General features: G+C 67.0%; 28 protein-coding genes. 17 read left to right on the top strand and 11 right to left on the bottom strand.

Annotation, left to right across the window (positions count from 1 at the left end; all coding sequences use genetic code 11):
- Window positions 1–3: 3 nt before the first annotated feature.
- A complete protein-coding gene (locus AC1DFC_RS12335; RefSeq protein ID WP_007837599.1) occupies window positions 4–477 on the bottom strand; it encodes a hypothetical protein in 474 nt (157 codons plus the stop codon).
- Between the two features lie 69 nt (window positions 478–546).
- Here AC1DFC_RS12335 and AC1DFC_RS12330 point away from each other — a divergent pair, with 69 nt between their 5' ends.
- The 7 genes from AC1DFC_RS12330 to AC1DFC_RS12300 all read left to right on the top strand — a co-directional run bounded on the left by AC1DFC_RS12330 (window position 547) and on the right by AC1DFC_RS12300 (window position 6,143).
- Entirely contained in the window at window positions 547–753 is a 207-nt protein-coding gene (locus tag AC1DFC_RS12330; protein WP_007837597.1) for a DUF3460 family protein, read from the top strand.
- Window positions 754–829: 76 nt separating this feature from the next.
- Window positions 830–1,666 (top strand): segregation and condensation protein A, encoded by an 837-nt coding sequence (locus AC1DFC_RS12325; protein WP_007837595.1) that lies wholly within the window; start codon window positions 830–832, stop codon window positions 1,664–1,666.
- A gap of 41 nt (window positions 1,667–1,707) precedes the next feature.
- Entirely contained in the window at window positions 1,708–3,279 is a 1,572-nt protein-coding gene (gene nadB / locus AC1DFC_RS12320; RefSeq protein ID WP_478179354.1) for an L-aspartate oxidase, read from the top strand.
- 73 nt (window positions 3,280–3,352) lie between these two features.
- On the top strand, window positions 3,353–4,249 hold the full coding sequence (gene panB / locus AC1DFC_RS12315) for a 3-methyl-2-oxobutanoate hydroxymethyltransferase (protein WP_007837592.1): 897 nt from the start codon (window positions 3,353–3,355) through the stop codon (window positions 4,247–4,249).
- A gap of 9 nt (window positions 4,250–4,258) precedes the next feature.
- A complete protein-coding gene (panC, locus tag AC1DFC_RS12310) occupies window positions 4,259–5,101 on the top strand; it encodes a pantoate--beta-alanine ligase (protein ID WP_007837590.1) in 843 nt (280 codons plus the stop codon).
- A complete protein-coding gene (queE, locus tag AC1DFC_RS12305) occupies window positions 5,098–5,736 on the top strand; it encodes a 7-carboxy-7-deazaguanine synthase (protein ID WP_478179315.1) in 639 nt (212 codons plus the stop codon). The genes panC and queE overlap by 4 nt, the downstream gene beginning before the upstream one ends.
- A 44-nt stretch (window positions 5,737–5,780) precedes the next feature.
- Window positions 5,781–6,143 (top strand): 6-carboxytetrahydropterin synthase, encoded by a 363-nt coding sequence (locus AC1DFC_RS12300; RefSeq protein WP_007837587.1) that lies wholly within the window; start codon window positions 5,781–5,783, stop codon window positions 6,141–6,143.
- Window positions 6,144–6,258: 115 nt separating this feature from the next.
- On the opposite strand, the gene nadA is transcribed toward AC1DFC_RS12300, so the two are convergent.
- From nadA to AC1DFC_RS12270, 6 genes are all read right to left on the bottom strand, one after another.
- Window positions 6,259–7,374 carry a quinolinate synthase NadA gene (gene nadA, locus AC1DFC_RS12295; protein ID WP_478179314.1) on the bottom strand — a complete coding sequence of 372 codons (1,116 nt, stop codon included), beginning with the start codon at window positions 7,372–7,374 and terminating at the stop codon, window positions 6,259–6,261.
- Window positions 7,375–7,381: 7 nt separating this feature from the next.
- Entirely contained in the window at window positions 7,382–8,260 is an 879-nt protein-coding gene (gene nadC / locus AC1DFC_RS12290) for a carboxylating nicotinate-nucleotide diphosphorylase (protein ID WP_478179313.1), read from the bottom strand.
- A 25-nt stretch (window positions 8,261–8,285) separates the two neighbouring features.
- The gene (locus AC1DFC_RS12285) at window positions 8,286–9,326 is read right to left on the bottom strand and encodes an NAD(P)H-dependent glycerol-3-phosphate dehydrogenase (RefSeq protein WP_007837582.1); all 1,041 of its coding nucleotides are present in this window, start codon (window positions 9,324–9,326) and stop codon (window positions 8,286–8,288) included.
- 25 nt (window positions 9,327–9,351) lie between these two features.
- Entirely contained in the window at window positions 9,352–9,816 is a 465-nt protein-coding gene (gene secB, locus AC1DFC_RS12280; RefSeq protein ID WP_007837580.1) for a protein-export chaperone SecB, read from the bottom strand.
- A 205-nt stretch (window positions 9,817–10,021) separates the two neighbouring features.
- Complete coding sequence (grxC, locus tag AC1DFC_RS12275) at window positions 10,022–10,282, bottom strand: glutaredoxin 3 (protein WP_007837180.1); 261 nt, start codon at window positions 10,280–10,282, stop codon at window positions 10,022–10,024.
- A 20-nt stretch (window positions 10,283–10,302) separates the two neighbouring features.
- Window positions 10,303–10,719, bottom strand: coding sequence for a rhodanese-like domain-containing protein (locus tag AC1DFC_RS12270; protein ID WP_007837177.1), 417 nt, complete (start codon window positions 10,717–10,719; stop codon window positions 10,303–10,305).
- Window positions 10,720–10,791: 72 nt separating this feature from the next.
- On the opposite strand from AC1DFC_RS12270, the gene gpmA reads away from it, so the two are divergent.
- The 3 genes from gpmA (at window position 10,792) to AC1DFC_RS12255 (ending at window position 13,870) form a co-directional block, all read left to right on the top strand.
- Entirely contained in the window at window positions 10,792–11,535 is a 744-nt protein-coding gene (gene gpmA / locus AC1DFC_RS12265) for a 2,3-diphosphoglycerate-dependent phosphoglycerate mutase (RefSeq protein ID WP_007837175.1), read from the top strand.
- Window positions 11,536–11,638: 103 nt separating this feature from the next.
- A complete protein-coding gene (locus AC1DFC_RS12260; RefSeq protein WP_042674053.1) occupies window positions 11,639–13,081 on the top strand; it encodes a S41 family peptidase in 1,443 nt (480 codons plus the stop codon).
- Window positions 13,082–13,093: 12 nt separating this feature from the next.
- Window positions 13,094–13,870: a HesA/MoeB/ThiF family protein gene (locus AC1DFC_RS12255; RefSeq protein WP_478179312.1), complete on the top strand. Its 777-nt coding sequence runs from the start codon at window positions 13,094–13,096 to the stop codon at window positions 13,868–13,870.
- Here AC1DFC_RS12255 and AC1DFC_RS12250 read toward each other — a convergent pair.
- Window positions 13,867–15,876 carry an AsmA family protein gene (locus tag AC1DFC_RS12250; protein ID WP_478179311.1) on the bottom strand — a complete coding sequence of 670 codons (2,010 nt, stop codon included), beginning with the start codon at window positions 15,874–15,876 and terminating at the stop codon, window positions 13,867–13,869. The genes AC1DFC_RS12255 and AC1DFC_RS12250 overlap by 4 nt on opposite strands.
- 209 nt (window positions 15,877–16,085) lie before the next feature.
- On the opposite strand from AC1DFC_RS12250, the gene AC1DFC_RS12245 reads away from it, so the two are divergent.
- Window positions 16,086–16,526, top strand: a complete 441-nt coding sequence (locus tag AC1DFC_RS12245; RefSeq protein ID WP_478179310.1) for a response regulator — start codon at window positions 16,086–16,088, stop codon at window positions 16,524–16,526.
- Window positions 16,527–16,571: 45 nt separating this feature from the next.
- Here the strand turns inward: AC1DFC_RS12245 and AC1DFC_RS12240 are convergent, their stop codons facing one another.
- Complete coding sequence (locus AC1DFC_RS12240) at window positions 16,572–17,204, bottom strand: response regulator (protein WP_007837167.1); 633 nt, start codon at window positions 17,202–17,204, stop codon at window positions 16,572–16,574.
- 130 nt (window positions 17,205–17,334) lie between these two features.
- Between AC1DFC_RS12240 and AC1DFC_RS12235 the strand changes: the two genes are divergently transcribed.
- The 6 genes from AC1DFC_RS12235 to AC1DFC_RS12210 all read left to right on the top strand — a co-directional run bounded on the left by AC1DFC_RS12235 (window position 17,335) and on the right by AC1DFC_RS12210 (window position 20,936).
- Entirely contained in the window at window positions 17,335–18,654 is a 1,320-nt protein-coding gene (locus AC1DFC_RS12235) for a CHASE3 domain-containing protein (protein ID WP_413334059.1), read from the top strand.
- A 197-nt stretch (window positions 18,655–18,851) separates the two neighbouring features.
- Window positions 18,852–19,016 carry a DUF1328 domain-containing protein gene (locus AC1DFC_RS12230; RefSeq protein WP_007837165.1) on the top strand — a complete coding sequence of 55 codons (165 nt, stop codon included), beginning with the start codon at window positions 18,852–18,854 and terminating at the stop codon, window positions 19,014–19,016.
- A 54-nt stretch (window positions 19,017–19,070) separates the two neighbouring features.
- Window positions 19,071–19,448, top strand: a complete 378-nt coding sequence (locus tag AC1DFC_RS12225; RefSeq protein WP_007837164.1) for a hypothetical protein — start codon at window positions 19,071–19,073, stop codon at window positions 19,446–19,448.
- 36 nt (window positions 19,449–19,484) lie between these two features.
- The gene (locus AC1DFC_RS12220) at window positions 19,485–19,868 is read left to right on the top strand and encodes a hypothetical protein (protein ID WP_478179309.1); all 384 of its coding nucleotides are present in this window, start codon (window positions 19,485–19,487) and stop codon (window positions 19,866–19,868) included.
- Window positions 19,855–20,379 (top strand): hypothetical protein, encoded by a 525-nt coding sequence (locus tag AC1DFC_RS12215; RefSeq protein WP_478179308.1) that lies wholly within the window; start codon window positions 19,855–19,857, stop codon window positions 20,377–20,379. The genes AC1DFC_RS12220 and AC1DFC_RS12215 overlap by 14 nt, the downstream gene beginning before the upstream one ends.
- Window positions 20,376–20,936, top strand: a complete 561-nt coding sequence (locus AC1DFC_RS12210; protein WP_007837161.1) for a ferritin-like domain-containing protein — start codon at window positions 20,376–20,378, stop codon at window positions 20,934–20,936. The genes AC1DFC_RS12215 and AC1DFC_RS12210 overlap by 4 nt, the downstream gene beginning before the upstream one ends.
- 92 nt (window positions 20,937–21,028) lie before the next feature.
- Here the strand turns inward: AC1DFC_RS12210 and AC1DFC_RS12205 are convergent, their stop codons facing one another.
- Together AC1DFC_RS12205 and AC1DFC_RS12200 are read right to left on the bottom strand one after the other, a co-directional pair.
- On the bottom strand, window positions 21,029–21,547 hold the full coding sequence (locus tag AC1DFC_RS12205; protein WP_478179307.1) for a BON domain-containing protein: 519 nt from the start codon (window positions 21,545–21,547) through the stop codon (window positions 21,029–21,031).
- 47 nt (window positions 21,548–21,594) lie between these two features.
- Entirely contained in the window at window positions 21,595–21,792 is a 198-nt protein-coding gene (locus AC1DFC_RS12200; RefSeq protein ID WP_007837149.1) for a CsbD family protein, read from the bottom strand.
- Window positions 21,793–21,893 lie beyond the last annotated feature (101 nt).

The raw sequence follows: 21,893 nt of genomic DNA, 5'->3' as shown, positions 1-21,893 counted from the left end.
ACGCTATGGCGCCTCGGTGCCGCGGTCGGGCGAGGAGCCGCTGCGCACCACGCGCTGGTCGTCGTTCAGCGTGGCAGTGAAGACCATGGCCGAGTTCGGCGGCTGCACCCAGCGCCATTCCCATTCGGTCTCGCGCTTGAGCGCATAGGGCGTGACCTTGGCGGGCTTGCCGAGCAGCTTGCGCAGGTCTTCCATCATCATCCCGGGCTGCACCTTGGCGAAGTTCTGTGGCGTGAGCACCTGGCGCAGCGCGCTCATCTTGCCGTCGGCGCCGATGGTGATCATGTAGTTCTTCTGGCCCTGCGGCTGGCGGTTGTACTCGAGGACGCGGCCGTTCGGCGCGTCCCAGATGTTCTCGGGCTCGCCGAACCGGGCCCGCACGTCGGCCTCGGTGGAGACGCCCTCTTCGAGCTCGCTGATGCTCTTCGGGTCGCATGCCGCGAGCCCGATGACCGCCGCCAGAAACCCTGTTGCCATGCCGATCCGCCACCCTTGCCGTTGCTTCATGCCGTCCCCGGTAAAATTCGCGCCATAAAGGTCCAGTCTATGTCCATCTTCCGCCGCCCCCACTACACCTCCGAGATCACGAACTTCATCGAGGAGATGAAGGAAAAGAAGCCGACGCTGGAGGCCGAACAGCGCGCCGGCCGCGCCCTTCTCTGGGACAAGCACCTCGACCGCGGCCTGCTCGAGGAGTACAGCGAAGCCCGCGTGCCGATGCAGCCCTACGTCTACCAGACGCAATCCAAGTAATCTTCTTGATGCCGAATTGGCAGCAAATGCCCGTCCGCATTGCGTCGGTCGCTATTAAAACAATAGTGACCAGCCGATGAGCGAAGACGAGGACAACGGCACGCTGGTGGTCGCCATGCCCGACGTGGTCGACCAGGTCGCGCTCGCGAGGCTCTATGGCGAGCCGCTGTTCGCGATGCCGAAGGACCTGTACATCCCGCCCGAGGCGTTGCAGGTGTTCCTGGAGGCCTTCGAAGGCCCGCTGGACTTGCTGCTCTACCTGATCCGCAAGCAGAACTTCAACATCCTCGACATCCCGATGGCGGGGCTCACGCGCCAGTACCTGAGCTACGTCGACGAGATCCGCCAGACGAACCTCGAACTCGCGGCCGAGTATCTGCTGATGGCCGCGATGCTGATCGAGATCAAGTCGCGCATGCTGCTGCCGCCCAAGAAGGTGGCCGACGGCGAGGAGGCCGAAGACCCGCGCGCCGAACTCGTGCGCCGCCTGCTCGAGTACGAACAGACCAAGCTGCAGGCCGCCGCCATCAGCGCCATGCCGACCTACGGCCGCGACTTCTGGAAGGCACAGGTCTACATCGAACAATCGCTGAAGCCGCGCTTCCCCGACGTGGACGTGGTCGAGCTGCGCGACGCCTGGGCCGACATCATGAAGCGCGCCAAGCTCGTGCAGCACCACAAGATCTCGCGCGAGGAGCTCAACGTGCGCGAGCACATGAGCATCGTGCTGCGCCACCTGCAGGGGCAGCGCTTCGTGGAGTTCGAGAAGCTGTTCGACGTGTCGCGCGGCACGCCGGTGCTGATCGTCACCTTCATCGCGATGCTCGAGCTCGCGAAGGAGACGCTGATCGACATCACGCAGGCGGAAGCCTTCGCCCCCATCTACGTCAGATTGGCCTATTCGCCAGCCTGACCCAACCGGTCCCTATACCAGTGACCCCAGTGACTTCCGCCGTGCGCGATTTCGACGTCCTCATCGTCGGCAGCGGCCTCGCCGGCCTCTCGGCCGCGCTGCACCTGGCCCCCACGCATCGCGTGGCCGTGCTGACCAAGCGCGCGCTGAACGACGGCTCCAGCGCCTGGGCGCAGGGCGGCATCGCGGCCGTGCTGGCGGCCGGCGACAGCTTCGACGCGCACATCGAAGACACGCTGGTGGCCGGCGCCGGCCTGTGCGATCCCGGGGCCACGCGCTTCGTGGTCGAGCATGCGCCCGAGGCCATCGGCTGGCTGCGCGAACTCGGCGTGCCGTTCTCGGAAGAAGGCGGCGACCTGCACCTGACGCGCGAAGGCGGCCACAGCCAGCGCCGCATCGTGCACGTGACCGACGCCACCGGCGCGGCCGTGCAGCAGGTGCTGATCGAGCGCGTGCGCCGTACGCCCAACATCACGCTGTTCGAGCACCACACGCTGGTCGACCTCGTCACCGGCACCAAGCTCGGCCTGGACGATCCGTCGTGCCAGGGGCTGTACGCGCTGGACGACGAAACCGACGAGGTGCTGGCCTTCCGCGCGCCGCACACCATCCTGGCCACGGGCGGCGCGGGCAAGGTGTACCTGTACACCACCAACCCCGACACCGCCACCGGCGACGGCATTGCCGCCGCGTGGCGCGCGGGCTGCCGGGTGTCGAACATGGAGTTCATCCAGTTCCACCCGACCTGCCTGTACCACCCGCACGCCAAGTCCTTCCTGATAAGCGAGGCGGTGCGCGGCGAAGGCGGGCTGCTCAAGCTGCCCGATGGCACGCGCTTCATGCCGAAGCACAATGAGCGCGCCGAACTCGCGCCGCGCGACGTGGTGGCCCGCGCCATCGACTTCGAGATGAAGAAGCACGGCCTGGACTGCGTTTACCTCGACATCTCGCACCAGCCAGCCGCCTTCCTCAAGGAACACTTCCCCAACATCCTGGCGCGCTGCCTGGAGCTGGGCATCGACATCACGCGCGAGCCCATCCCCGTGGTGCCGGCTGCGCACTACACCTGCGGCGGCGTGCTCAGCGACCTGAGCGGGCGCACCGACATCCCGGGTCTCTACGCCATCGGCGAGACCGCCTGCACCGGCCTGCACGGCGCCAACCGCCTCGCGAGCAACTCGCTGGTCGAGTGCATGGTGTTCGCGCGCGCGGCGGCCGGCGCCATTGCCGCGGCTCCGGCGCGCGAACGAGCCGAGCTGCCCGCCTGGGACGAGAGCCGCGTCACCGATGCCGACGAAGCCGTGGTCATCTCGCACAACTGGGACGAGCTGCGCCGCTTCATGTGGGACTACGTCGGCATCGTGCGCACCAACAAACGCCTGGAGCGCGCGAGCCACCGCATCGCGCTGCTGCAGGCCGAGATCCGGGAGTTCTACGCGAACTTCCACGTCACGCGCGACCTGCTCGAACTGCGCAACCTGGTGCAGGTGGCCGAGCTGATCGTGTGCTCCGCGCAGGCCCGCCACGAGAGCCGGGGCCTGCATTTCAGCCGCGACTATCCTTCGCTCGCCGAGCCCACCGCGCCCACGGTGCTGGTGCCGCCGGCCGACTGACCGACCCACCGCTTCGTTGTCTTCTTCACTCAAGGATGCCCGGCCACCGACGCCCGCAGGGAGAAACCCAACCATGTCGAACACCACCCCCCCCGCACCCGAGACACCACCGTCCTCGCCCTACGGCACGCTGCCACCAGCCTCCCCGCTCGCCTCGCGCAAGCCCGTGAGCCTGCCGCGCCTGGCCGACATGCATGCGCGCGGCGAGAAGATCGCGATGCTCACTGCCTATGACGCCACCTTCGCAGCGATGGCCGATGCAGCGGGCATCGACTGCCTGCTGGTCGGCGATTCGCTCGGCATGGTCTGCCAGGGCCTGAGCAGCACCGTGGGCGTGAGCCTGGACACCATGCGCTATCACACCGACAGCGTCTCGCGCGGCCTGCGCCGCGTGCAGGGCACGGCCTGGCTGATCGCCGACCTGCCCTTCGGCAGCTACCAGGAGTCGCGCGAACAGGCGCTGCGCAGCGCCACGGTGCTGATGCAGGCCGGCGCGCACATGGTCAAGCTGGAAGGCGGCGGCTGGACGACCGAGACTGTGCGCTTCCTGGTCGAGCGCGGCATCCCGGTGTGCGCGCACCTCGGCCTGACGCCGCAGACGGTGCATGCGCTGGGTGGCTACCGCGTGCAGGGCAAGGGCGACGCCGCCGGCGCGCTGCTGAAGCAGCAGGCCCATGCGCTGCAGGACGCGGGCGCCGCGATGCTGGTGCTGGAGATGGTGCCGGCCGCGCTGGCCGCCGAACTCACGGCCGGGCTGCAGCACTGCGCCACCATCGGCATCGGCGCCGGCAAGGCCACCGCCGGCCAGGTGCTGGTGTTGCACGACATGCTGGGCATCAACCTCGGCAAGATGCCGAAGTTCGTGCGCAACTTCATGGCCGATGCGCCGGGCGTGCTGCCCGCGCTCAAGGCCTATGTGCAGGCCGTCAAGGACGGCAGCTTCCCCGACGACCGACTCCACGCCTGGTAAGGAACCATCATGTACATCGCACACACCATCGCCGAACTGCGCGACCACCTCGCCGCCTTCAAGCGCCCCGCCTTCGTCCCCACCATGGGCAACCTGCACGACGGCCACCTGGCCCTGGTGAAGCAGGCGAAACCGCTGGGCGACGTGACGGTAGCGAGCATCTTCGTGAACCGCCTGCAGTTCCTGCCGCACGAAGACTTCGACACCTACCCGCGCACCTGGGACAGCGACTGCGAGAAGCTGCGCGCCGCCGGCTGCGACGTGCTGTTCGCGCCCGACGAAAAGGCGCTCTACCCCGAACCACAGACCTGCAAGGTGCACCCCGACCCCGCCCTGGCCGACATCCTCGAAGGGCACTTTCGCCCCGGCTTCTTCATCGGCGTGTGCACGGTGGTGATGAAGCTCTTTCAGTGCGTGCAGCCGCGCGTGGCGGTGTTCGGCAAGAAGGACTACCAGCAGCTGATGATGATCCGCCACATGGTGCGGCAGTTCGCGCTGCCCATCGAGATCGTGGGCGGCGAGACCTTCCGCGCAGATGACGGGCTCGCACTGTCGTCGCGCAACGGCTACCTGAGCATGGACGAGCGCGCGGAAGCGGTTCAGCTGTCGAAGGCGCTGAAGGCCATGGCCGAGGCGGTGCGATCAGGCGAACGCGACCTTGCCGCGATCGAAGCGCGGGCCATGCAAACGCTCACGCAGCGCGGCTGGCAGCCGGACTACCTGGTGCTGCGGCGCCGCGCCGACCTGCAGGCACCTGCCGTCGGCGAACCGCTCGTGGCGCTGGCCGCCGCGCGCCTGGGCACCACGCGGCTGATCGACAACCTGGAGATCGAAGCTCCCTCCGCCTTATGACTTACAGCGTCAAGGAAATCTTCTACACCCTGCAGGGCGAAGGCGGCCAGGCCGGCATGCCGGCCGTGTTCTGCCGCTTTGCGGGCTGCAATCTCTGGACCGGCCGCGAGGAAGATCGAGCCTCGGCCATCTGCAGTTTCTGCGACACCGACTTCGTGGGCACCGACGGCACGCTGGGCGGCAAGTTCAAGAATGCCGGGCAGCTCGCCGACACCATCGCCGCGCAATGGCCGGCAAACGACGCCGAGCATCGCCTCGTGGTGCTGACCGGCGGCGAGCCGCTGCTGCAGGTCGATACGGCGCTGGTCGACGCGCTGCACGCGCGGCGCTTCCGCATCGCAGTCGAGAGCAACGGCACGGTCGAGGCGCCCGAGGGCATCGACTGGCTGTGCATCAGCCCCAAGGCCGGCGCGCCGTGGGTGCAGCAGCGCGGCCAGGAGCTGAAGCTGGTATGGCCGCAGACCGACTTCGACCTAGACACGATGGCGCGCACGGGCGAGTTCACGCACCGTTTCCTGCAGCCGATGGACGGGCCCGACCGGATCGCGAACACCGAGCTTTGCATTGCCGAATGCATGAAGCAGCCCGTGTGGCGGCTCAGCGTTCAGACGCACAAGATCACTGGCATCCGCTGAGACTGCGGCACTTTTTCCCTTTCAGAGTTTCTTTTTTCTTGACGATGCGCTTCACCATCAGCCAACGCTTTTTCTTCGACGCCGCCCACACGCTGAAGCGCGAGATCGAAATCGAAGGCAGCCGCCGTATCCACGGCCACACGTACCACGCGGAGGTCTGGCTCGCGGGCGAACGCGATCCGGTGACGGGGATGGTGATCGACCTGGGGTTGCTGCGCCGGCGGCTGGAAGAGGTGCGCGAGCTGCTGGACCATCACCTGCTGGACGACGTGCCGGGGCTGCATCCGCCGACGCTGGAGAACCTGTGCGTGTTCATCGCGGATGCGCTGCCGGACTTGCGGCCATCGCTGGCCCGCGTGCGTGTGTGGCGTGAGGCGCTGGGCGACAGCTGCACGGTGGACTTCTAGGTTTTTCTCCCTCCCCCGCTGGGGGAGGGCGGGGGTGGGGGCAAGCGGCATACCCAGGAAGCGCTCTGCTGCCCCCATCCCACCTTCCCCCAGAGGGGGAAGGAGCAAGACGGGATCAGGCAGCGCCGATGCCGGCAACCAAGCTGCCCGGCGCCTGCCCGTTCTTCAGCCCGGCCGTAAACGCCAGCATGCGGTCGATCGGCACACGCGCCCGCAGCCCCAGTGCCGGATCGACGTGGATCTCGCCCGCACCCGTCTCCAGCGCATTCGCCAGCTCCACCAACCCATTCATCGCCATCCACGGGCAATGCGCGCAACTCTTGCAGGTGCCGCCGTTGCCGGCGGTTGGCGCCTCGATGAAGGTCTTGCCGGGGTTCAGCGTGCGCAGTTTGTGCAGCATGCCGGTGTCCGTGGCGACGATGAATTCGCTGGCGTCCATGCGCTGCGCGGCATTCAGGATGGCCGAGGTGGAACCCACCGCATCCGCCAGCGCGATCACGTCCGACGGCGATTCCGGGTGCACCAGCACCTTCGCCTTCGGGTGCTCCTTCATGAGCAGTTCGAGCTCCAGCGCCTTGAATTCGTCATGCACGATGCAGGCGCCGTTCCAGCTGACCATGTCCGCACCGGTCTGGCGCTGGATGTAGTCGCCCAGGTGGCGGTCGGGGCCCCAGAGGATCTTCTGGCCCGCCGCGCGCAGGGCACCCACCACGTCGAGCGCGCAGCTCGACGTGACGAGCCAGTCGGCGCGCGCCTTCACGGCGGCGCTGGTGTTGGCGTAGACGACCACGGTGCGGTCGGGGTGCTGGTCGCAGAAGGCACTGAATTCGTCGACCGGGCAGCCCAGGTCGAGCGAGCAGTTCGCGTCGAGGTCGGGCATCAGCACGCGCTTTTCGGGCGACAGGATCTTCGAGGTCTCGCCCATGAAGCGCACGCCCGACACCACCAGCGTCTGCGCGGCATGGTCGCGGCCGAAGCGCGCCATCTCGAGCGAATCGCTCACGATGCCGCCGGTTTCCTCGGCCAGGTCCTGCAGGTCGGGGTGCACATAGAAGTGCGACACCATCACGGCATTGCGCTCACGCAGCAGGCGGCGGATGCGCTCCTTCAGCGCGGTGCGTTCATCGGGCGAAGGCTCGGGGGGCACGCGGGCCCAGGCGTGGCGCGTGTCGCAGGCTGAACCTTTCAGCGCGGGCTGTTCGTAGTCGATGTCGATGACCGGAGACGACATGGGCGGATCAGCCTTCCTGGAAACGCATCGAATAGTCGATGGCTTTGACATCCTTGGTCAACGCGCCCACCGAGATCCGGTCGACACCGGTTTCGGCCAGGACGCGCAGGCCGTCCAGCGTGACGCCGCCGGATATTTCCAGCACGGCCTTGCGGCTTTCGCCGGCTTCGTCATTGATGCGCACGGCCTCGCGCAGCGTGGGCAAATCCATGTTGTCGAGCAGCACCATGCGCGCGCCGGCGTCCAGCGCCTCGCGCAGCTGGGCCAGCGTTTCGACCTCGACTTCGACGAAGGCGGCCCGCGCAGCCACCGGCGCCACGGCGCGCAGGGCGGCCGCGACGCCGCCGGCCGCGGCGATGTGGTTTTCCTTGATGAGCACCGCGTCGTACAGGCCAATGCGGTGATTCAGGCCACCACCGGTGCGAACAGCGTATTTCTGAGCGAGGCGCAGGCCCGGAATCGTCTTGCGGGTGTCGACGATGCGGGCACGCGTGCCTCGCACGGCGTCGGCATACAGGGCGGTCTTGGTGGCGACCGCGCTCAGCAATTGCAGGAAGTTGAGCGCGGTGCGCTCGGCCGTCAGCAGTGCACGGGCAGCGCCTTCGATCTCGAGCACGGTCTGGTCGGCCGCGCAACGCTCGCCTTCAGCGCAGAGCCAGTGGATGCGCACACCGGGGTCGAGCTGCCGCAGCGTGGCCTCGACCCAGGGCGCGCCGCACACGACGGCGGATTCGCGTGCCAGCACGCAAGCGCGGGCGGTGCGGACGGGATCGACCAGCGACGCGGTGAGGTCGCCGTCGGCAACGTCTTCCTGCAATGCGCGGGTGGCATCGGTCAGGGCCAGCGCGGCCACGGCCGGCGCTGAAAAATCGAAGCGAAGGCTCATGGCTCTTTGTCTCTGCGTTTTTTCTTCAGGAGGATTGACGAGGGGAAGCCGCAGCGCCCGGCTGGACCGATTCCGGCACCGGGTCGCGGCCCGTCAGGGCGGCCACGGCGTCCTGCGGGCTCACTCGGCCGTCGAGCAGGGCGACCACGCCCTCGGCGATCGGCATCTCGACACCAAGGCCGCGCGCGCGCTGCACCACGGTGCGGGCGCAATACACGCCTTCGGCGACGTGGCCGAGCGAATCGACGGCCTGCGCCAGCGTTCGGCCCTGGGCCAGCAGCAGGCCGACCTTGCGGTTGCGCGACAGGTCGCCGGTGGAGGTCAGCACGAGGTCTCCCAGGCCCGAAAGGCCCATGAAAGTCTCGGCGCGGGCGCCCAGCGCGAGGCCGAAGCGGGTCATTTCGGCGAGGCCGCGGGTGATGAGTGCCGCCCGGGCGTTGAGCCCCAGCGCAAGGCCGTCGCACAGCCCGGTGGCGATGGCCAGCACGTTCTTGACCGCGCCGCCCACTTCCACGCCCACGATGTCTTCGTTGGCGTACACGCGCAGCGCGGGTCCGTGGAAGGCATCGACCAGCGTGTCGCGAACCGCGGCATGCGGGCTGGCGGCCACCAGCGCGGTCGGCCGCCCTTCGGCGACCTCCTGCGCAAAGCTGGGGCCGCTGAGCACGCCCGCTCTCAAATCAGGAGCAACCTGCGCCCATATTTCGTGGGCCAGCAGGCCAAAGGATTCGGGAGAACTGTCGAGTGCGGGCTCGACGCCCTTGCACAGCCACGCCACCGCCGCGGTGGTGCCGCGCAGTGCGACGAGCTGCTCGCGCAGGGCGGCCATGGGCGTGGCCACGATGACGAGGTCGGCGCCGGCCTGCGCCTGGGCGATGTCGCCGGCGCGCACGGCGAGCGAGGCCGGCAAAGCCAGCCCGGGCAGGTAACGGGTGTTTTCGCGCGCGGCCGACATGGCGTCGGCCTGAGCGGCATCGCGCGCCCAGAGCGTGACCTCGTGGCGAGCCGCCGCGTTGACGGCGACTGCCGTGCCCCAGGCACCGGCGCCATGAACGCAGATCTTCATCGGCGTTGGCGGCGTCTGTGCCGGTTTACTGCGCGAGGGTCGGCGCGGCTTGGCCGGCGGCCTGCGCCTGCTGCTGTTCGTACATCGCCTGGAAGTTGATCTCGGCGAGATGCACTGGCGGGAAGCCGCCGCGCTGGATCACGTCGGCGACGTTGCCGCGCAGGTACGGGTAGACGATCTGCGGGCATGCGATGCCCAGAATCGCGCCCATCTGGTCTTCCGGCAGGTTGCGGATCTCGAAGATGCCGGCCTGCTTGGCCTCGACCAGGAACACGGTCTTGTCGCCGATCTTGGTCTGCACGGTGGCCGAAACGGTGATCTCGAAGATGCCGTCGGTCACCGGCTGGGCGTCCACGCCGAGCTGGATATCGACCGTGGGCTGTTCCTGTTCCAGCAGGATCGCGGGCGAATTGGGTTGCTCAAGCGACAGGTCCTTGAGGTAGACGCGCTGGATCTGGAACACGGGATCTTGGGCTTGCTGGTCGGCCATGGCTGAACTTTCGAGGATCAAAACAATGCCCGCCGGGGAAAGGTTCCCGCAGCGGGCTGCAGATGAATGGACTCAAGATTATCGCCCCACGACGAGGCTCATCCGTGAAACACCGCGGAACCGGCTTTGCCGGGCCGCTGGTGTTGCCCCCGGTAGGGGGTTGGAGAAGCGACACGAAGTGCGCGAAGCCTGGGGGAGAGCCTATTTACGCACCCTGCAGCAGGGGCACGAGGCCGCCGCGGCCGTCGAGAGCCATCAGGTCGTCGCAGCCGCCCACGTGCGTCTCGCCGATGAAGATCTGCGGCACCGTGCGGCGCTGGGTGATCTCCATCATGGTGTTGCGGGCCTGCGGGTCGGTGTCGATGCGGATCTCCTCGATCTGCTCGACCCCCTTGGACTTCAGGATCTGCTTCGCACGAATGCAGTAAGGGCAGACGGCGGTGGTGTACATCTTGACGGCTTGCATGCTCTCTACCTTGGGAAGACTCAGGCTTTTTCAACCGGCAGGTTAGCGTCTTTCCAGGCTTTGAGTCCGCCGGCCACGGCTTGGGCCTGCTCGTAGCCCAGCTTCCTGGCCATGGCCACGGCACGCTGGGCGCGGGTGCCGGTGGCGCATACCAGCAGCAGCGGCACGGTCTTGTTCTTGACCGCGCCCGTCAGCTTTTCCTCGAGCTGGTTCAGGGGCACGTTCTTGGCGCCGATCATGTGGCCGGTGGCGAATTCTTCCGGCTCGCGCACGTCGACCAGCACCGCGCGCTCGCGGTTGATGAGCTGCACGGCGCCCTGGGCCGTGAGCGTTCCGCCGCCCGCACCCCGTACCAGCGGCCAGGCCAGCATGGCGCCGGAGCTGAGCGCGATCAGGATCAGCATCCAGTTCGCGGTGACGAATTCGATCAATTTCACGGGGGTTCCTTGAATGGCAAACCGGGGATTTTAGAATGCGAGGTTTCGCAAGCGCAGCCAAAGGCCTCCCACATGCACAAACTGGTATTGATCCGTCACGGCGAATCGACCTGGAATCTCGAAAACCGCTTCACCGGATGGACCGACGTCGACCTCACGGAAACCGGCGTCGAGCAGGCCAAGCAGGCCGGCCGGCTGCTCAAGGCAGAAGGTTACGACTTCGACGTCGCCTACACCAGCGTCCTGAAGCGCGCCACCCGCACCCTGTGGCACACGCTCGACGAGCTCGACCGCACATGGCTGCCGGTGGTCCATTCCTGGCGCCTGAACGAGCGCCACTATGGCGGCCTGCAGGGCCTGAACAAGGCCGAAACCGCCAAGAAGTACGGCGACGAGCAGGTGCTGGTCTGGCGCCGCAGCTACAACACCCCGCCCCCGCCGCTGGAAGCCGACGACCCGCGCAGCGAGCGCAGCGACGTGCGCTATGCCAAGCTGTCGCCCGAGCAGATCCCGCTGACCGAGTGCCTGAAGGACACGGTGGCGCGCGTGCTGCCGTTCTGGAACGAATCGATGGCGCCAGCCATCCGCACGGGGCGCCGCCTGGTCGTCGCGGCCCACGGCAACTCGATCCGGGCGCTGGTGAAATACCTCGACGGCATCTCCGACGACGCCATCGTCGGCCTGAACATCCCGAACGGCATCCCGCTGGTCTACGAGCTCGACGACGACCTCAAGCCCATGCGCCACTACTACCTGGGCGATGCCGCGGCCGCCGAAAAGGCCGCCGCCGCGGTGGCCTCGCAAGGTAAAGGCTGAAGAAACCCTTTTCTGCCGGGCCCTACGTGGAACCCCGGCAGGCAATTTGCTTCCAAGCTGTGTATATTGGTTTGACAGCCGCCGACAAGGACAACCACTCATGATGGGCCAGAAACTGAAGATCACCGGCTGGGTCGCCGCCGGCGCCGTTGCCGGCGTCCTGACCACCGTCTCGTTGCAGACCGTCGCACGCGGATCGCTTGCGCCGCTACCGCTCGAGGAATTGCAGCAGCTCGCTGCCGTCTTCGGCATGGTCAAGAGCGACTACGTCGAGCCGGTCGACGAGAAAAAGCTCATCTCCGACGCCATTTCGGGCATGGTCGCGGGCCTCGACCCGCATTCCCAGTACTTCGACAAGAAGTCCTTCAAGGAATTCCGCGAGGGCACCACCGGCCGCTTCGTCGGCGTGGGCATCGAGATTTCGCAGGAAGACGGCCTGATCAAGGTCGTCTCGCCCATCGAAGGCTCCCCGGCCTTCCGCGCCGGACTGAAGCCCAACGACCTGATCACCAAGATCGACGACACCGCCGTGCGCGGCCTGTCGCTGAACGAGGCGGTCAAGCGCATGCGCGGCGAAGCCAACACCAAGGTGCTGCTGACCATCTTCCGCAAGGACGAGAGCCGCACCTTCCCGGTCACGATCACGCGCGAGGAAATCCGCACGCAATCGGTCCGCGGCAAGATCATGGAGCCCGGCTACGGCTGGATCCGCCTGTCGCAGTTCCAGGAACGCACCGTCGACGACTTCGTGAAGAAGATCGACGAGATGTACAAGGAAGATCCGAACCTCAAGGGCCTGGTGCTCGACCTGCGCAACGACCCGGGCGGCTTGCTCGACGCGGCGGTGGCGGTGTCGTCGGCCTTCCTGCCCGAGAACGTCACGGTGGTCACCACCGACGGCCAGCTGGCCGAAAGCAAGTCCGTCTACAAGGCTGCGCCGGAGTTCTACCAGCGCCGCTCCGGAAGCGACCCGCTGCGCAGCCTGCCGGCCGCGCTGAAGAACGTGCCGCTGGTGGTACTGGTGAACGAAGGCTCGGCCTCGGCCAGCGAAATCGTGGCCGGCGCGCTGCAGGACCATAAGCGCGCAACCGTCATGGGCAGCCAGACCTTCGGAAAGGGCTCGGTTCAGACGGTGCGCCCGCTCGGCCCCGATACCGGCCTGAAGATCACCACGGCGCGCTACTACACGCCCAGCGGCACCTCGATCCAGGCCAAGGGCATCGTGCCCAACGTGCTGATCGACGAAAGCGCCGAAGGCAGCCCGTTTGCCGCCCTGCGCATGCGCGAAGCCGACCTCGAGAAGCACCTGGCCAGCGGCCAGGGCCCCGAAGTCAAGGACCCGGAACGCGAAAAGGCCCGCGACGAAGCCCGCAAGCGCCTCGAGGAAGAAGCCAAGAAGCCGCCGCAGGACCGCAAGGTGCCCGAATTCGGCACCGACAAGGACTTCCCGCTGGTGCAGGCGCTCAACCGCCTGAAGGGCCAGCCGGTGCTCGTGAGCAAGACACAGGTCATCATCGACAACAAAGAAGAAAAGAAAGAAAACTGAGCCGGGCGGCGCATGGAAGATAGCGATCTGCTGCGCTACTCGCGCCACATCCTTCTGGAGGAGTTCGGCATCGACGGGCAAACGCGCGTCAGTGCCGGGCGAGTTCTTGTCATAGGTGCCGGCGGGCTGGGCTCGCCGGTTGCCCTGTACCTTGCGGCAGCAGGCGTCGGCCACATCGCGCTGGTCGACGACGACGAAGTCGATCTCACCAATCTCCAGCGCCAGATTGCCCACACCCACGCGCGGGTGGGCCTCGCCAAGGTCGAATCGGCCGCGCGGGCCATGCGCGACATCAACCCCGACATCGCCATCGAAACCCACGCCCTGCGCGCCGACGAGGCGCTGCTGTCGCGCCTGGTGGCCGAGGCTGACGTGGTCGTGGACTGCTGCGACAACTTTGCCACGCGGCATGCCGTCAACCGCGCCTGCGTGGCCCATGGCAGGCCGCTGGTGGCCGGTGCGGCGATCCGCTTCGACGGGCAGTTGAGCGTCTACGACACCCGTGACGCCGCCTCGCCCTGCTACGCCTGCCTGTTCCCGCCCGATGCGGCCTTCGAGGAAACGCGCTGCGCCGTCCTGGGTGTGTTCGGTCCCGTGGTTGGGACCATCGGCACGCTGCAGGCCAGCGAAGCGCTAAAGCTGCTGGCCGGCATCGGGCCGTCGCTGGCGGGCAGGCTGCTGATGTTCGACGGACGCAGCACATCTTTCGACACGCTGCGCGTGGCGCGCGACCCGCACTGCAGCGTCTGCGCGCAGCGCCCCGCCCTGCCCGTCCACGGCGTCGTTTAAGGCTGCTTTGCGCCCTTCGCGCGGGCTGCCCCCTTGGCGGGCGCCCCAGCCGCGGGGGTGTTTGCCTGAGCCAGCACACTCTTGCAATCGGAATCCGCACCCGGCCCGGTTTCGACGGTCGCGGCCAGTGCCAGCAGCGGATTGACGGCGCCCAGCGCCAGTGCGGCCAGGCCGCGTCCCGCCAGCGGCCCCGCCTGCAGGCCGCCCTTCGGCGCTCCAAAGGTGCCATTCAATACCAGCGGCGTGCGGATCGACAGGATGTTCTTGCTCTTGGGCTCCGGGTGGATCACGAAGTCGAGCCCCTCGGTTGCCAGGTTGGCCTGGCCGGTGGCGATGAACACGGCGTTGGTCGTGTCCACCATCATCGTGCGCCCCGTCATCAGCCCCTTGTTTACGTCGAAGGCCAACGCCGCGCAGCGCAGCTCGACGTTGCGGTCGCCGCGCAGCACGAACTTGATGATGTCGCCGCCCACCAGCGTCGCGAACACCGGCAGCAGGTTGCCGAACTGGCCACGCCCCGACATGACCGCCACGTCGCCCGACACGCCCCCGAGCCAGTTGGCCACGGTAGTGCCGGAGCCCGACAGGTTGATGCGCCCGTCCAGCCGCCCCACACTGTTGCCCGTCGTTTCGAGCTTGGGAAAGAGGCGGGCCAGCTGCATCGCCCGTACGTCGAGCGAGGCGCGGATATCCGCCGGGTTCTTCGAGGCATCGATGCGGATTGCGCCGGCGAACCTGCCGCCAGCCATGCCGAGGTCGAGCGGATCTAGCGTGAGCACGCCGTTGGCCAGCTTGACCTGAACGCTGCCGCGCTCGAGTGGAATGTCGCGCACGTTGCGGATGCGGTCGGCCGTGTACTTCACGTCGGCGTTCATTGCGCGCACGCGCTCGAAGTCAAGCGGGGTCGCGGGGAGCACCTTGCCGCCCGGGCGCCTGACCTGCGTGATGGTCGGGGGCGGGGCTACGCCTTCTACGGCGTTGGCAGTGCGTGCCGTGGGCTGCAGGCCGATCAACGGGCCGAGGTCGTCCATGTCCATCACGCGCGAACGCAGGTCGCCCGCCAGGTACGGCAACTGGCCGGCCTGGTCGAAGCGCATGTCGCCGGCGATGTCGGACAGTCCCAGCCTGCCGTTGAGGCCGGTGGCCTGCCACAGCTTGCCGCGCTTGCCCAGCTTGCCGCTCAGGACATAGGGCGAAGTCTGTGGCAGCGCGATGCCGAGCAGCGGGTATAGCGCGCCCAGCGTCTGGCCCTTGATCTCGAATTTGGCATCGATGCCGTCGAGCCCCGACAGCTCGGCCACGGTGCCGGCGGCCTTCAGCTGGGTCTGGCCGGCAGCCGCATTGATTTCCATCGGGAACGGCGGCGCACCCGCGGCATTGATCTGCAGCACGTTGCCGGTGCGGCCACTGGCGGTCAGCGGTTGGCCCTTGTAGCGGCCCTTGATGCGGTAGTTGAGCGGCATTTCGCCGCGGCTGCTGTCGTAGCTCAGGTCGGCGCGCAGGTCGACGCCGAGGTGCTTGGCAAGGAAGCCGACCACGCCGGTATCGACCTGGATGAGGCCGATGTCGGGCACCGTGCCGGCATCGGAGGTGTCCTTGCCGAGCGCCCAGGTTCGGCGCCCGTCGGCCTCCATCTGCAACCCGAGCGTCGGCGAGAAAAGCAACAACCGGGGAATGACGACCTTGCTCGTGATCAGCGGCCAGACGCGGATGTCGAACTCGGCGCGGTCCGCCTTGACCAAGTACGGGTCGCGCGCCCAAGAGGGATTGGCAAACTCGATGCCGTCCAGCTTGACCGTTGCCTGCCCCCAGCCAAGGCCCACGTCGAGCCGCCGCGTGATCTCGAACTTGCGCCCCGTTTGCTCGCTGACATAGCGGTTGACCGGTCCGCGCAGCGTGTCCCAGGGGAAGAAGGCGAGCACGATGACCAGCGCCGCGAACAGCAGCACGACGAATGCGAGCAGCTTCTGCCAGAGGGGCCGGTTGCGAAGGATCATCGTTGCCATGGGTCATTGTCACTCCGGGCATTGCGTCGTCCGGGTCGGCGGCGGGCCGCAAAAACCGTGAGGCGCCGCCTACGAAGGTGCGTTGCAGACTGGGCCGGGTATACGCGTCGGAACCCGCCTACAACAGCCGCACGTTGAAGCTTGCATGATGGGGTGACAGAAGCGTCTCACACTCGATATGCAGGCGGTCATGGAGCTAGGCGCCGCGAATGCGCCTGCCAACCTCAGAGGAAGCGCGGTTCGGCATGGATTCCAGATTGCAGACCTACGTCGTCGAAGACAACCTCACGATCCGTGAAAACCTCATTGGTACGCTGGAAGAACTGACCTGCGCCACGGTGGTTGGCTTTGCCGAAACCGAGAGCGGCGCGCGCGCGTGGCTGCTCGGCCACAATGGCGAGTGGGACCTCGTCATCGTCGATCTCTTTCTCAAGCAAGGCAGCGGCCTGGGGGTGCTCCAGGCCTGCCAGTCGCGCAAGCCCGTGCAGAAGGTGGTGGTTCTCAGCAACTATGCGACGCCCGACATCAGGCGGCGTTGCGCCGAGTTCGGGGTCGATGCGGTGTTCGACAAGTCGAACGAAATCGACGCGCTGGTCGACTTCTGCATCGGGCAGGCCAAGGCGCTGCATTCCTCGTCCGGAACAGGTTGAAGAAGGAGCCGCTGCATGGGGCCCCTTCCCGCTCGCAGGCCGATCTCAATCGATCAGCTTGTTCTTCAGTGCGTAGTACGTGAGGTCGCTGTTGGAGGAGAGGTTCATCTTCTCCATCAGGCGCGTGCGGTAGGTGCTCACGGTCTTCACCGACAGCGACAGCGTCTTGGCGATATCGCCTGCGGTCTCGCCCTTGGCGAGCTTCAGGAACACCTGGAACTCGCGCTCCGAGAGCTGCTCGTGCGGCGCGGCGTCGTCCTTGCGGTCGAGCTGGCGGGCCAGCAGTTCGGCCACGGCGGGCGTGATGTAGCGCCGGCCCAGCGAAATGGTGCGGATGGCGTTGACGATCTCGATGGGATCGCATTCCTTGTTCAGGTAACCGCTCGCGCCCTGCCGGATCAGGTTCATCGCGTAGTGCTCTTCAGGATAGCCGCTGAGGATCAGGATGCCCACGTCCGGCGCCTTGGCGCGGATCATGGCGAGCGCGTCGATGCCGCTTTGGCCCGGCATCGAAAGGTCCATGACCAGCACGTCGAGTTCCGTGGTGCGCACCAGTTCGATGGCCTCGCGCCCGCTTGCTGCCTCACCCGCCACACGCAGGTCCACGTGCTCGGAGAAGAACTGCCGGAGGCCCGATCGCACGATGGCGTGGTCGTCCACAATTCCGATTTTGATCATCTGTTACTTTCGTCGTTGTGTTGCGGGCATGCGGGTCGCAACATACCGGTCCCTGATTGTTATCAATTATTCACGAACTTGCGCGTCAAGCGACCTTGAAAGTTTCATGCACTGGTTAGCCCCTCCACGAATGGCCGTGAGCCTGCTGCTCGCGGCGCTGGCTGCACTGGCCCTCGTCGGCATCAACGAGGCCGGCTACCGGCAGTCGAGCCGCGCCCTGGCCGACATCGACGAGGCGCAGCAGGTGCGCGGCACGCTCAACCAGATCCTGCAGAACATGCTGGATGCCGAAACCGGCCAGCGAGGGTACCTGCTGACCGGCGAGGCGAGCTACCGAAAGCCCTACGACGACGCGGTCAAGCAGGTCGACGGCCATCTCGCCACGCTGCGCCGGCTGTACGCCGCCAGGCCGGCCGAACTCACCCAGCTGGCCGAACTGTCGAAGCACGTGCTGCGCAAGGTGGCCGAGATGGACATGAGCGTGCGGCTGCGCCAGGACGGCAAGGACGACGCCTGGAAATTCGTCATCACGACCGATGTCGGCCGCGAGGAGATGGAGGCCATCCGCACGACAGCGAGCGAACTGGTGAAGACCAGCAACAACACCCTGCAGCGAAGCCAGCAGCAGGTGCTGCGCTCGCTGCAGCTGGCGCGCATCGGCACCGCCATCGTGGCGCTGGCGGCGCTGATCGCCTTTTTCCTGTACCTGCGCCAGACGCATGCGCTGCGCTCCATCGGCGAGCGCCAGCAGGAGGCCCTGCAGCGCGAGCGCAATGCGCTGGAGGACGAAGTGCTCGAACGCACTGCCTCGCTGGCCGAACTGGCAACCCATCTGCAGGATGTGCGCGAAACCGAGCGCGGCTACCTCGCGCGCGAGCTGCACGACGAACTGGGCTCGCTGCTCACCGCCGCCAAGCTGGACGTGGCGCGGCTGAAGTCGCGGCTGACGGACGCACCCGACGCCACCCAGCGGCTGCAGCATCTGACCGAGCTGCTCAACAGCGGCATCGCGCTCAAGCGCCGCATCATCGAAGACCTGCGGCCGTCGTCGCTCTCAAACCTGGGGCTGGTCGCATCGCTGGAGATCCTGGGGCGCGAGTTCGGGGAGCGCTCGGGCCTGCAGATCGAGATGGCGCTGGAGCCGGTGACCATGGATGAATCGCGCCAGCTCACCATCTACCGCATGGTGCAGGAGAGCCTCACCAACATCGGCAAGTACGCCGAGGCCAGCGAAGCCACCATCGTGCTGAAGAACTATGAAAACCACGTGATCGTGGAAGTGGCGGACAACGGCAAGGGCTTCGACACGCAGCGCATGCGGCCATCGACGCACGGCCTCGCGGGCATGCGGCATCGGGTGGAGGCGGCGCGCGGCAAGCTCACGGTGTCGTCGACGCCGGGCAGGGGCACGCGCCTGAGCGCCATGCTGCCCATCGTCAAACCCGTTTGAGACGCCGGACAGCGGTACTCCTTCACACATCGGCGCAGGGCGACTCGGCCATCTCCTACGCACCCCGCCCCCGGCCGCTGACAGGTCTGCGGCAGTGCCCCACTTAAGGTTGCACCTGCGCCATCCGGTACTTCCTCTGCGGGAGTCCGGCATGCGCCGCTTACAACACAACGAGGGCAGCCTCGAAGGAGTTCCGCATGTTGCATTACGCCGTGGTGTTTCTGGTCATCGCGTTGATCGCGGCCCTGTTCGGGTTCGGTGGCATCGCCGCCAGCGCGGTCGGCATTGCCAAGATCCTTTTCGTGATCTTCGCGATCCTCGCGATTGCGAGCTTCCTTGCCGGCTTGCTACGACGCAAGTAGCGTCGTTACGATCAACAGGCTTGCGCATCTCATTTTTCCGGAAAGGACTTTCACATGAACACGACGACCAAGACTCCCTCGCAACTCGCCGACGACGCCCGCCAGACCGCGCGCGAAGCGGTCGAAACGACCCGCGCCTATGCACAGAACGCGGTGAATGCGGCGGGCGAAAAGGTCCGCGACCTGCAACGCGATGCCGAACCCGCCGTCGAGCAGTTGGCTGCCCGCGTGCAGCAGGCCGTTCAGCGCGGGCTGGACGCCGCGTCCACCACCAGCGCACGTGCGCAGCGCCGACTCGAACAGGCTGCCGACGTCACGGGCCGCTACATCTCCGACCAGCCGGTGCGCTCGGTGCTTCTGGCCGCGGCCGCCGGCGCTGCCATCACGGCGCTCATCGTGCTGGCCAGCCGCCGCAGCCGGGACGACTACTGATCCGCCGACCTTTTTCGCTCCACCCATCCCGGCACCATGCTTCATCCGATTTTCTCCACGGTGCTCGGGCATCCGGAACTGGTCGCTGAACACCTTGCCAACTACGCCGCCCTCGTGCGCCAGGAATCAGCGCAGGCGGGACGCGGGCTCGTCGCCCGCATCGTCGCAGGCGTGCTGGCTGCGGCCTGCGCCGCACTGGTCCTTGGACTGACGGGGGTCGCAGTGCTGCTGGGCGTGATGCACGGCAGCTTTCACTGGGTGCTCGTGGCCGTGCCGGGCGTGGCGCTGGTGATAGCGGCCATCTGTACGTGGTACGCGACGAAGTCCGTTCCGAGCTACGGTTTCGACGATCTGCGCTCGCAGCTGGGCGCCGACCTGCAGGCCTTGCGCGACGCCGGAGCCGCCCATGAACAGCGATGAACGCTCCTCCCTCACCCCGCAGCAGCGCCTGGCCCTCTCGCGCCGCGCGCTGGTGCGGCAGCTGAACGGCGATGCGGACGCCGCGAACGACGACGCACAACCCCGGGCGGAACGCGACCGCGAGCTCGAGGACGAACTGGAATACGCGTTCGACGACCCATCGGCCGCCGCGCCGCGCCGCAACCGGCACCTGCAAAACCCGCGGCGGGGACGAAACAACGTATGGCTCTCGATGGGCCGCGGCGTGGTGGAACGCTGGTGGCGCCGGCATCCGGCACACGCGATCGGCCAACTGGCCCGCCCGCTGCTCGAGCACTATGCGCGCAAGGAGCCGGCCAAGCTGATGGCCGCGGCCGCGGCCACAGGCGCGGTGCTGGTACTCGTGAGGCCGTGGCGCCTGCTGTCGGCCACGGCCGTGCTTGCGGCGGTACTGAAGACATCCGACGTGGCCGACCTCGTCAACACCTTGATGCGCAAGACCACAAGCCTCCCACGAAAGGACTCTCCATGAAAGTCGATGTTTCCTCATCCTCCAAGGCGGCTCAGCACAAGCACCTGGTGCTGGACCAGGGCGGCCTGGACGCCGCGCGCAACAGCCTCGACGAAGGCGCCGTCACGCCCAGCTATGGCCCCTGGCGCGACGACGTCGTCAAGCTCCTGAACGACGCACTCGCCACCGAACTGGTCTGCGTGCTGCGCTACAAACGCCATTACTTCACCGCCAACGGCGTGGACTCGCCCGCCATTGCCGACGAGTTCCTCGTGCATGCCAACGCCGAGTCGGCACACGCCGACCGCATCGCCGAGCGCATCGTGCAGTTGGGCGGCGAGCCCGACTTCGCACCCAGCCACCTGCTGGACCGTAGCCATGCGGCCTACGACGAGTCGACCGACCTGCAATCGATGGTGCGCGCCAACCTCGTCGCCGAACGCATCGCGGTGGAGGCGTATCGCCAGATGATCACCCTGATCGGCGACAAGGACCCGACCACGCGCCGCATGCTCGAGGACATCCTCTCGGAGGAAGAAGAGCATGCCGACGAACTGAAGGACTGGCTCGGCCATTGACCATCGAGCCGAGGGCCCGGAGGGCTCTCGCCAAAGAAAAAGCCCGGCAGAGACCGGGCTTCTTCATTCTTGCGCCTGGCGCAGGGTGGCGATCAGCCCTTCACTTCGAGCTGGTTGTTCACCGATGTCACGCCCTGCACGCCCTTGGCGATCTCCTCGGCGCGCGCCTTGGCGGCGGCGGTGGGCGCGGGTCCCTTCAGGCTCACGGCGCCGCCCTTCGTGTCGACGTCGATCTTGATCGCGCTGAGGTCCGGGTCCTTGGCGAGGCCTGCGGATACGGAGGCCGTGATGGCGGCATCGTCCATCGTCGCGCTCATCGCGGCGCCGGCGTCCTTGGCAGCTTCCTTGGCACGGGCCATGCCTTCCTTCACCTCGGCCGTGGTGCTGGACGACTCGACCTTGGCCTTGGCATCCCTGACGGCCTCGCCGGTCTTGGCCGCCGCGGTATCGGCCGCCTTCTCGGTCTTGGCTACTGCACTGTCGAGCTTCTCGCCCGCCGTGCGGTTGTCGGACTTGTCGCAGCCGGCCAGCGTCAGCGCAACGCCGGCCACGAGCGCGGCGAGCCACGCGCGCGAATGCGGCATGGTGATGGGGGTAATGTGTTCGTTCATATGGAAATCCTCCTGTCCGTCGCTCGATCGCGCACGGGAAATGGGCGTCACAGCTTGTTGGCGCCCGACTTGATAGCGTCCTTGGCCCGCTCCTTGACGTCGCCGTAGGTCTTCTGAACCTTGCCGGCGGCCTGTTCGGCAATGCCCTTGCCTTCGAGCTTTTCGCTGCCGACGGCCTTGCCGGCCACTTCCTTCAGCTTGCCCTTGGCTTCTTCCATGCGGCCTGCCAATTGGTCCTTGTTCATGTCGTTGTCCTTCCTGATCGGGTGATGAAATGCGCGGTCCGCAACGGCCCGCCGATTTCAATCTAGGCTTTCGCCGACGGCCGCGAACGCCGACGGAAGCC

The sequence above is a fragment of the Variovorax sp. 10L421 genome (genome assembly GCF_056395365.1).
The sequence above is the reverse complement of the archived record's forward strand: the minus strand, read 5'-3'. Positions and strand labels throughout refer to the sequence as shown.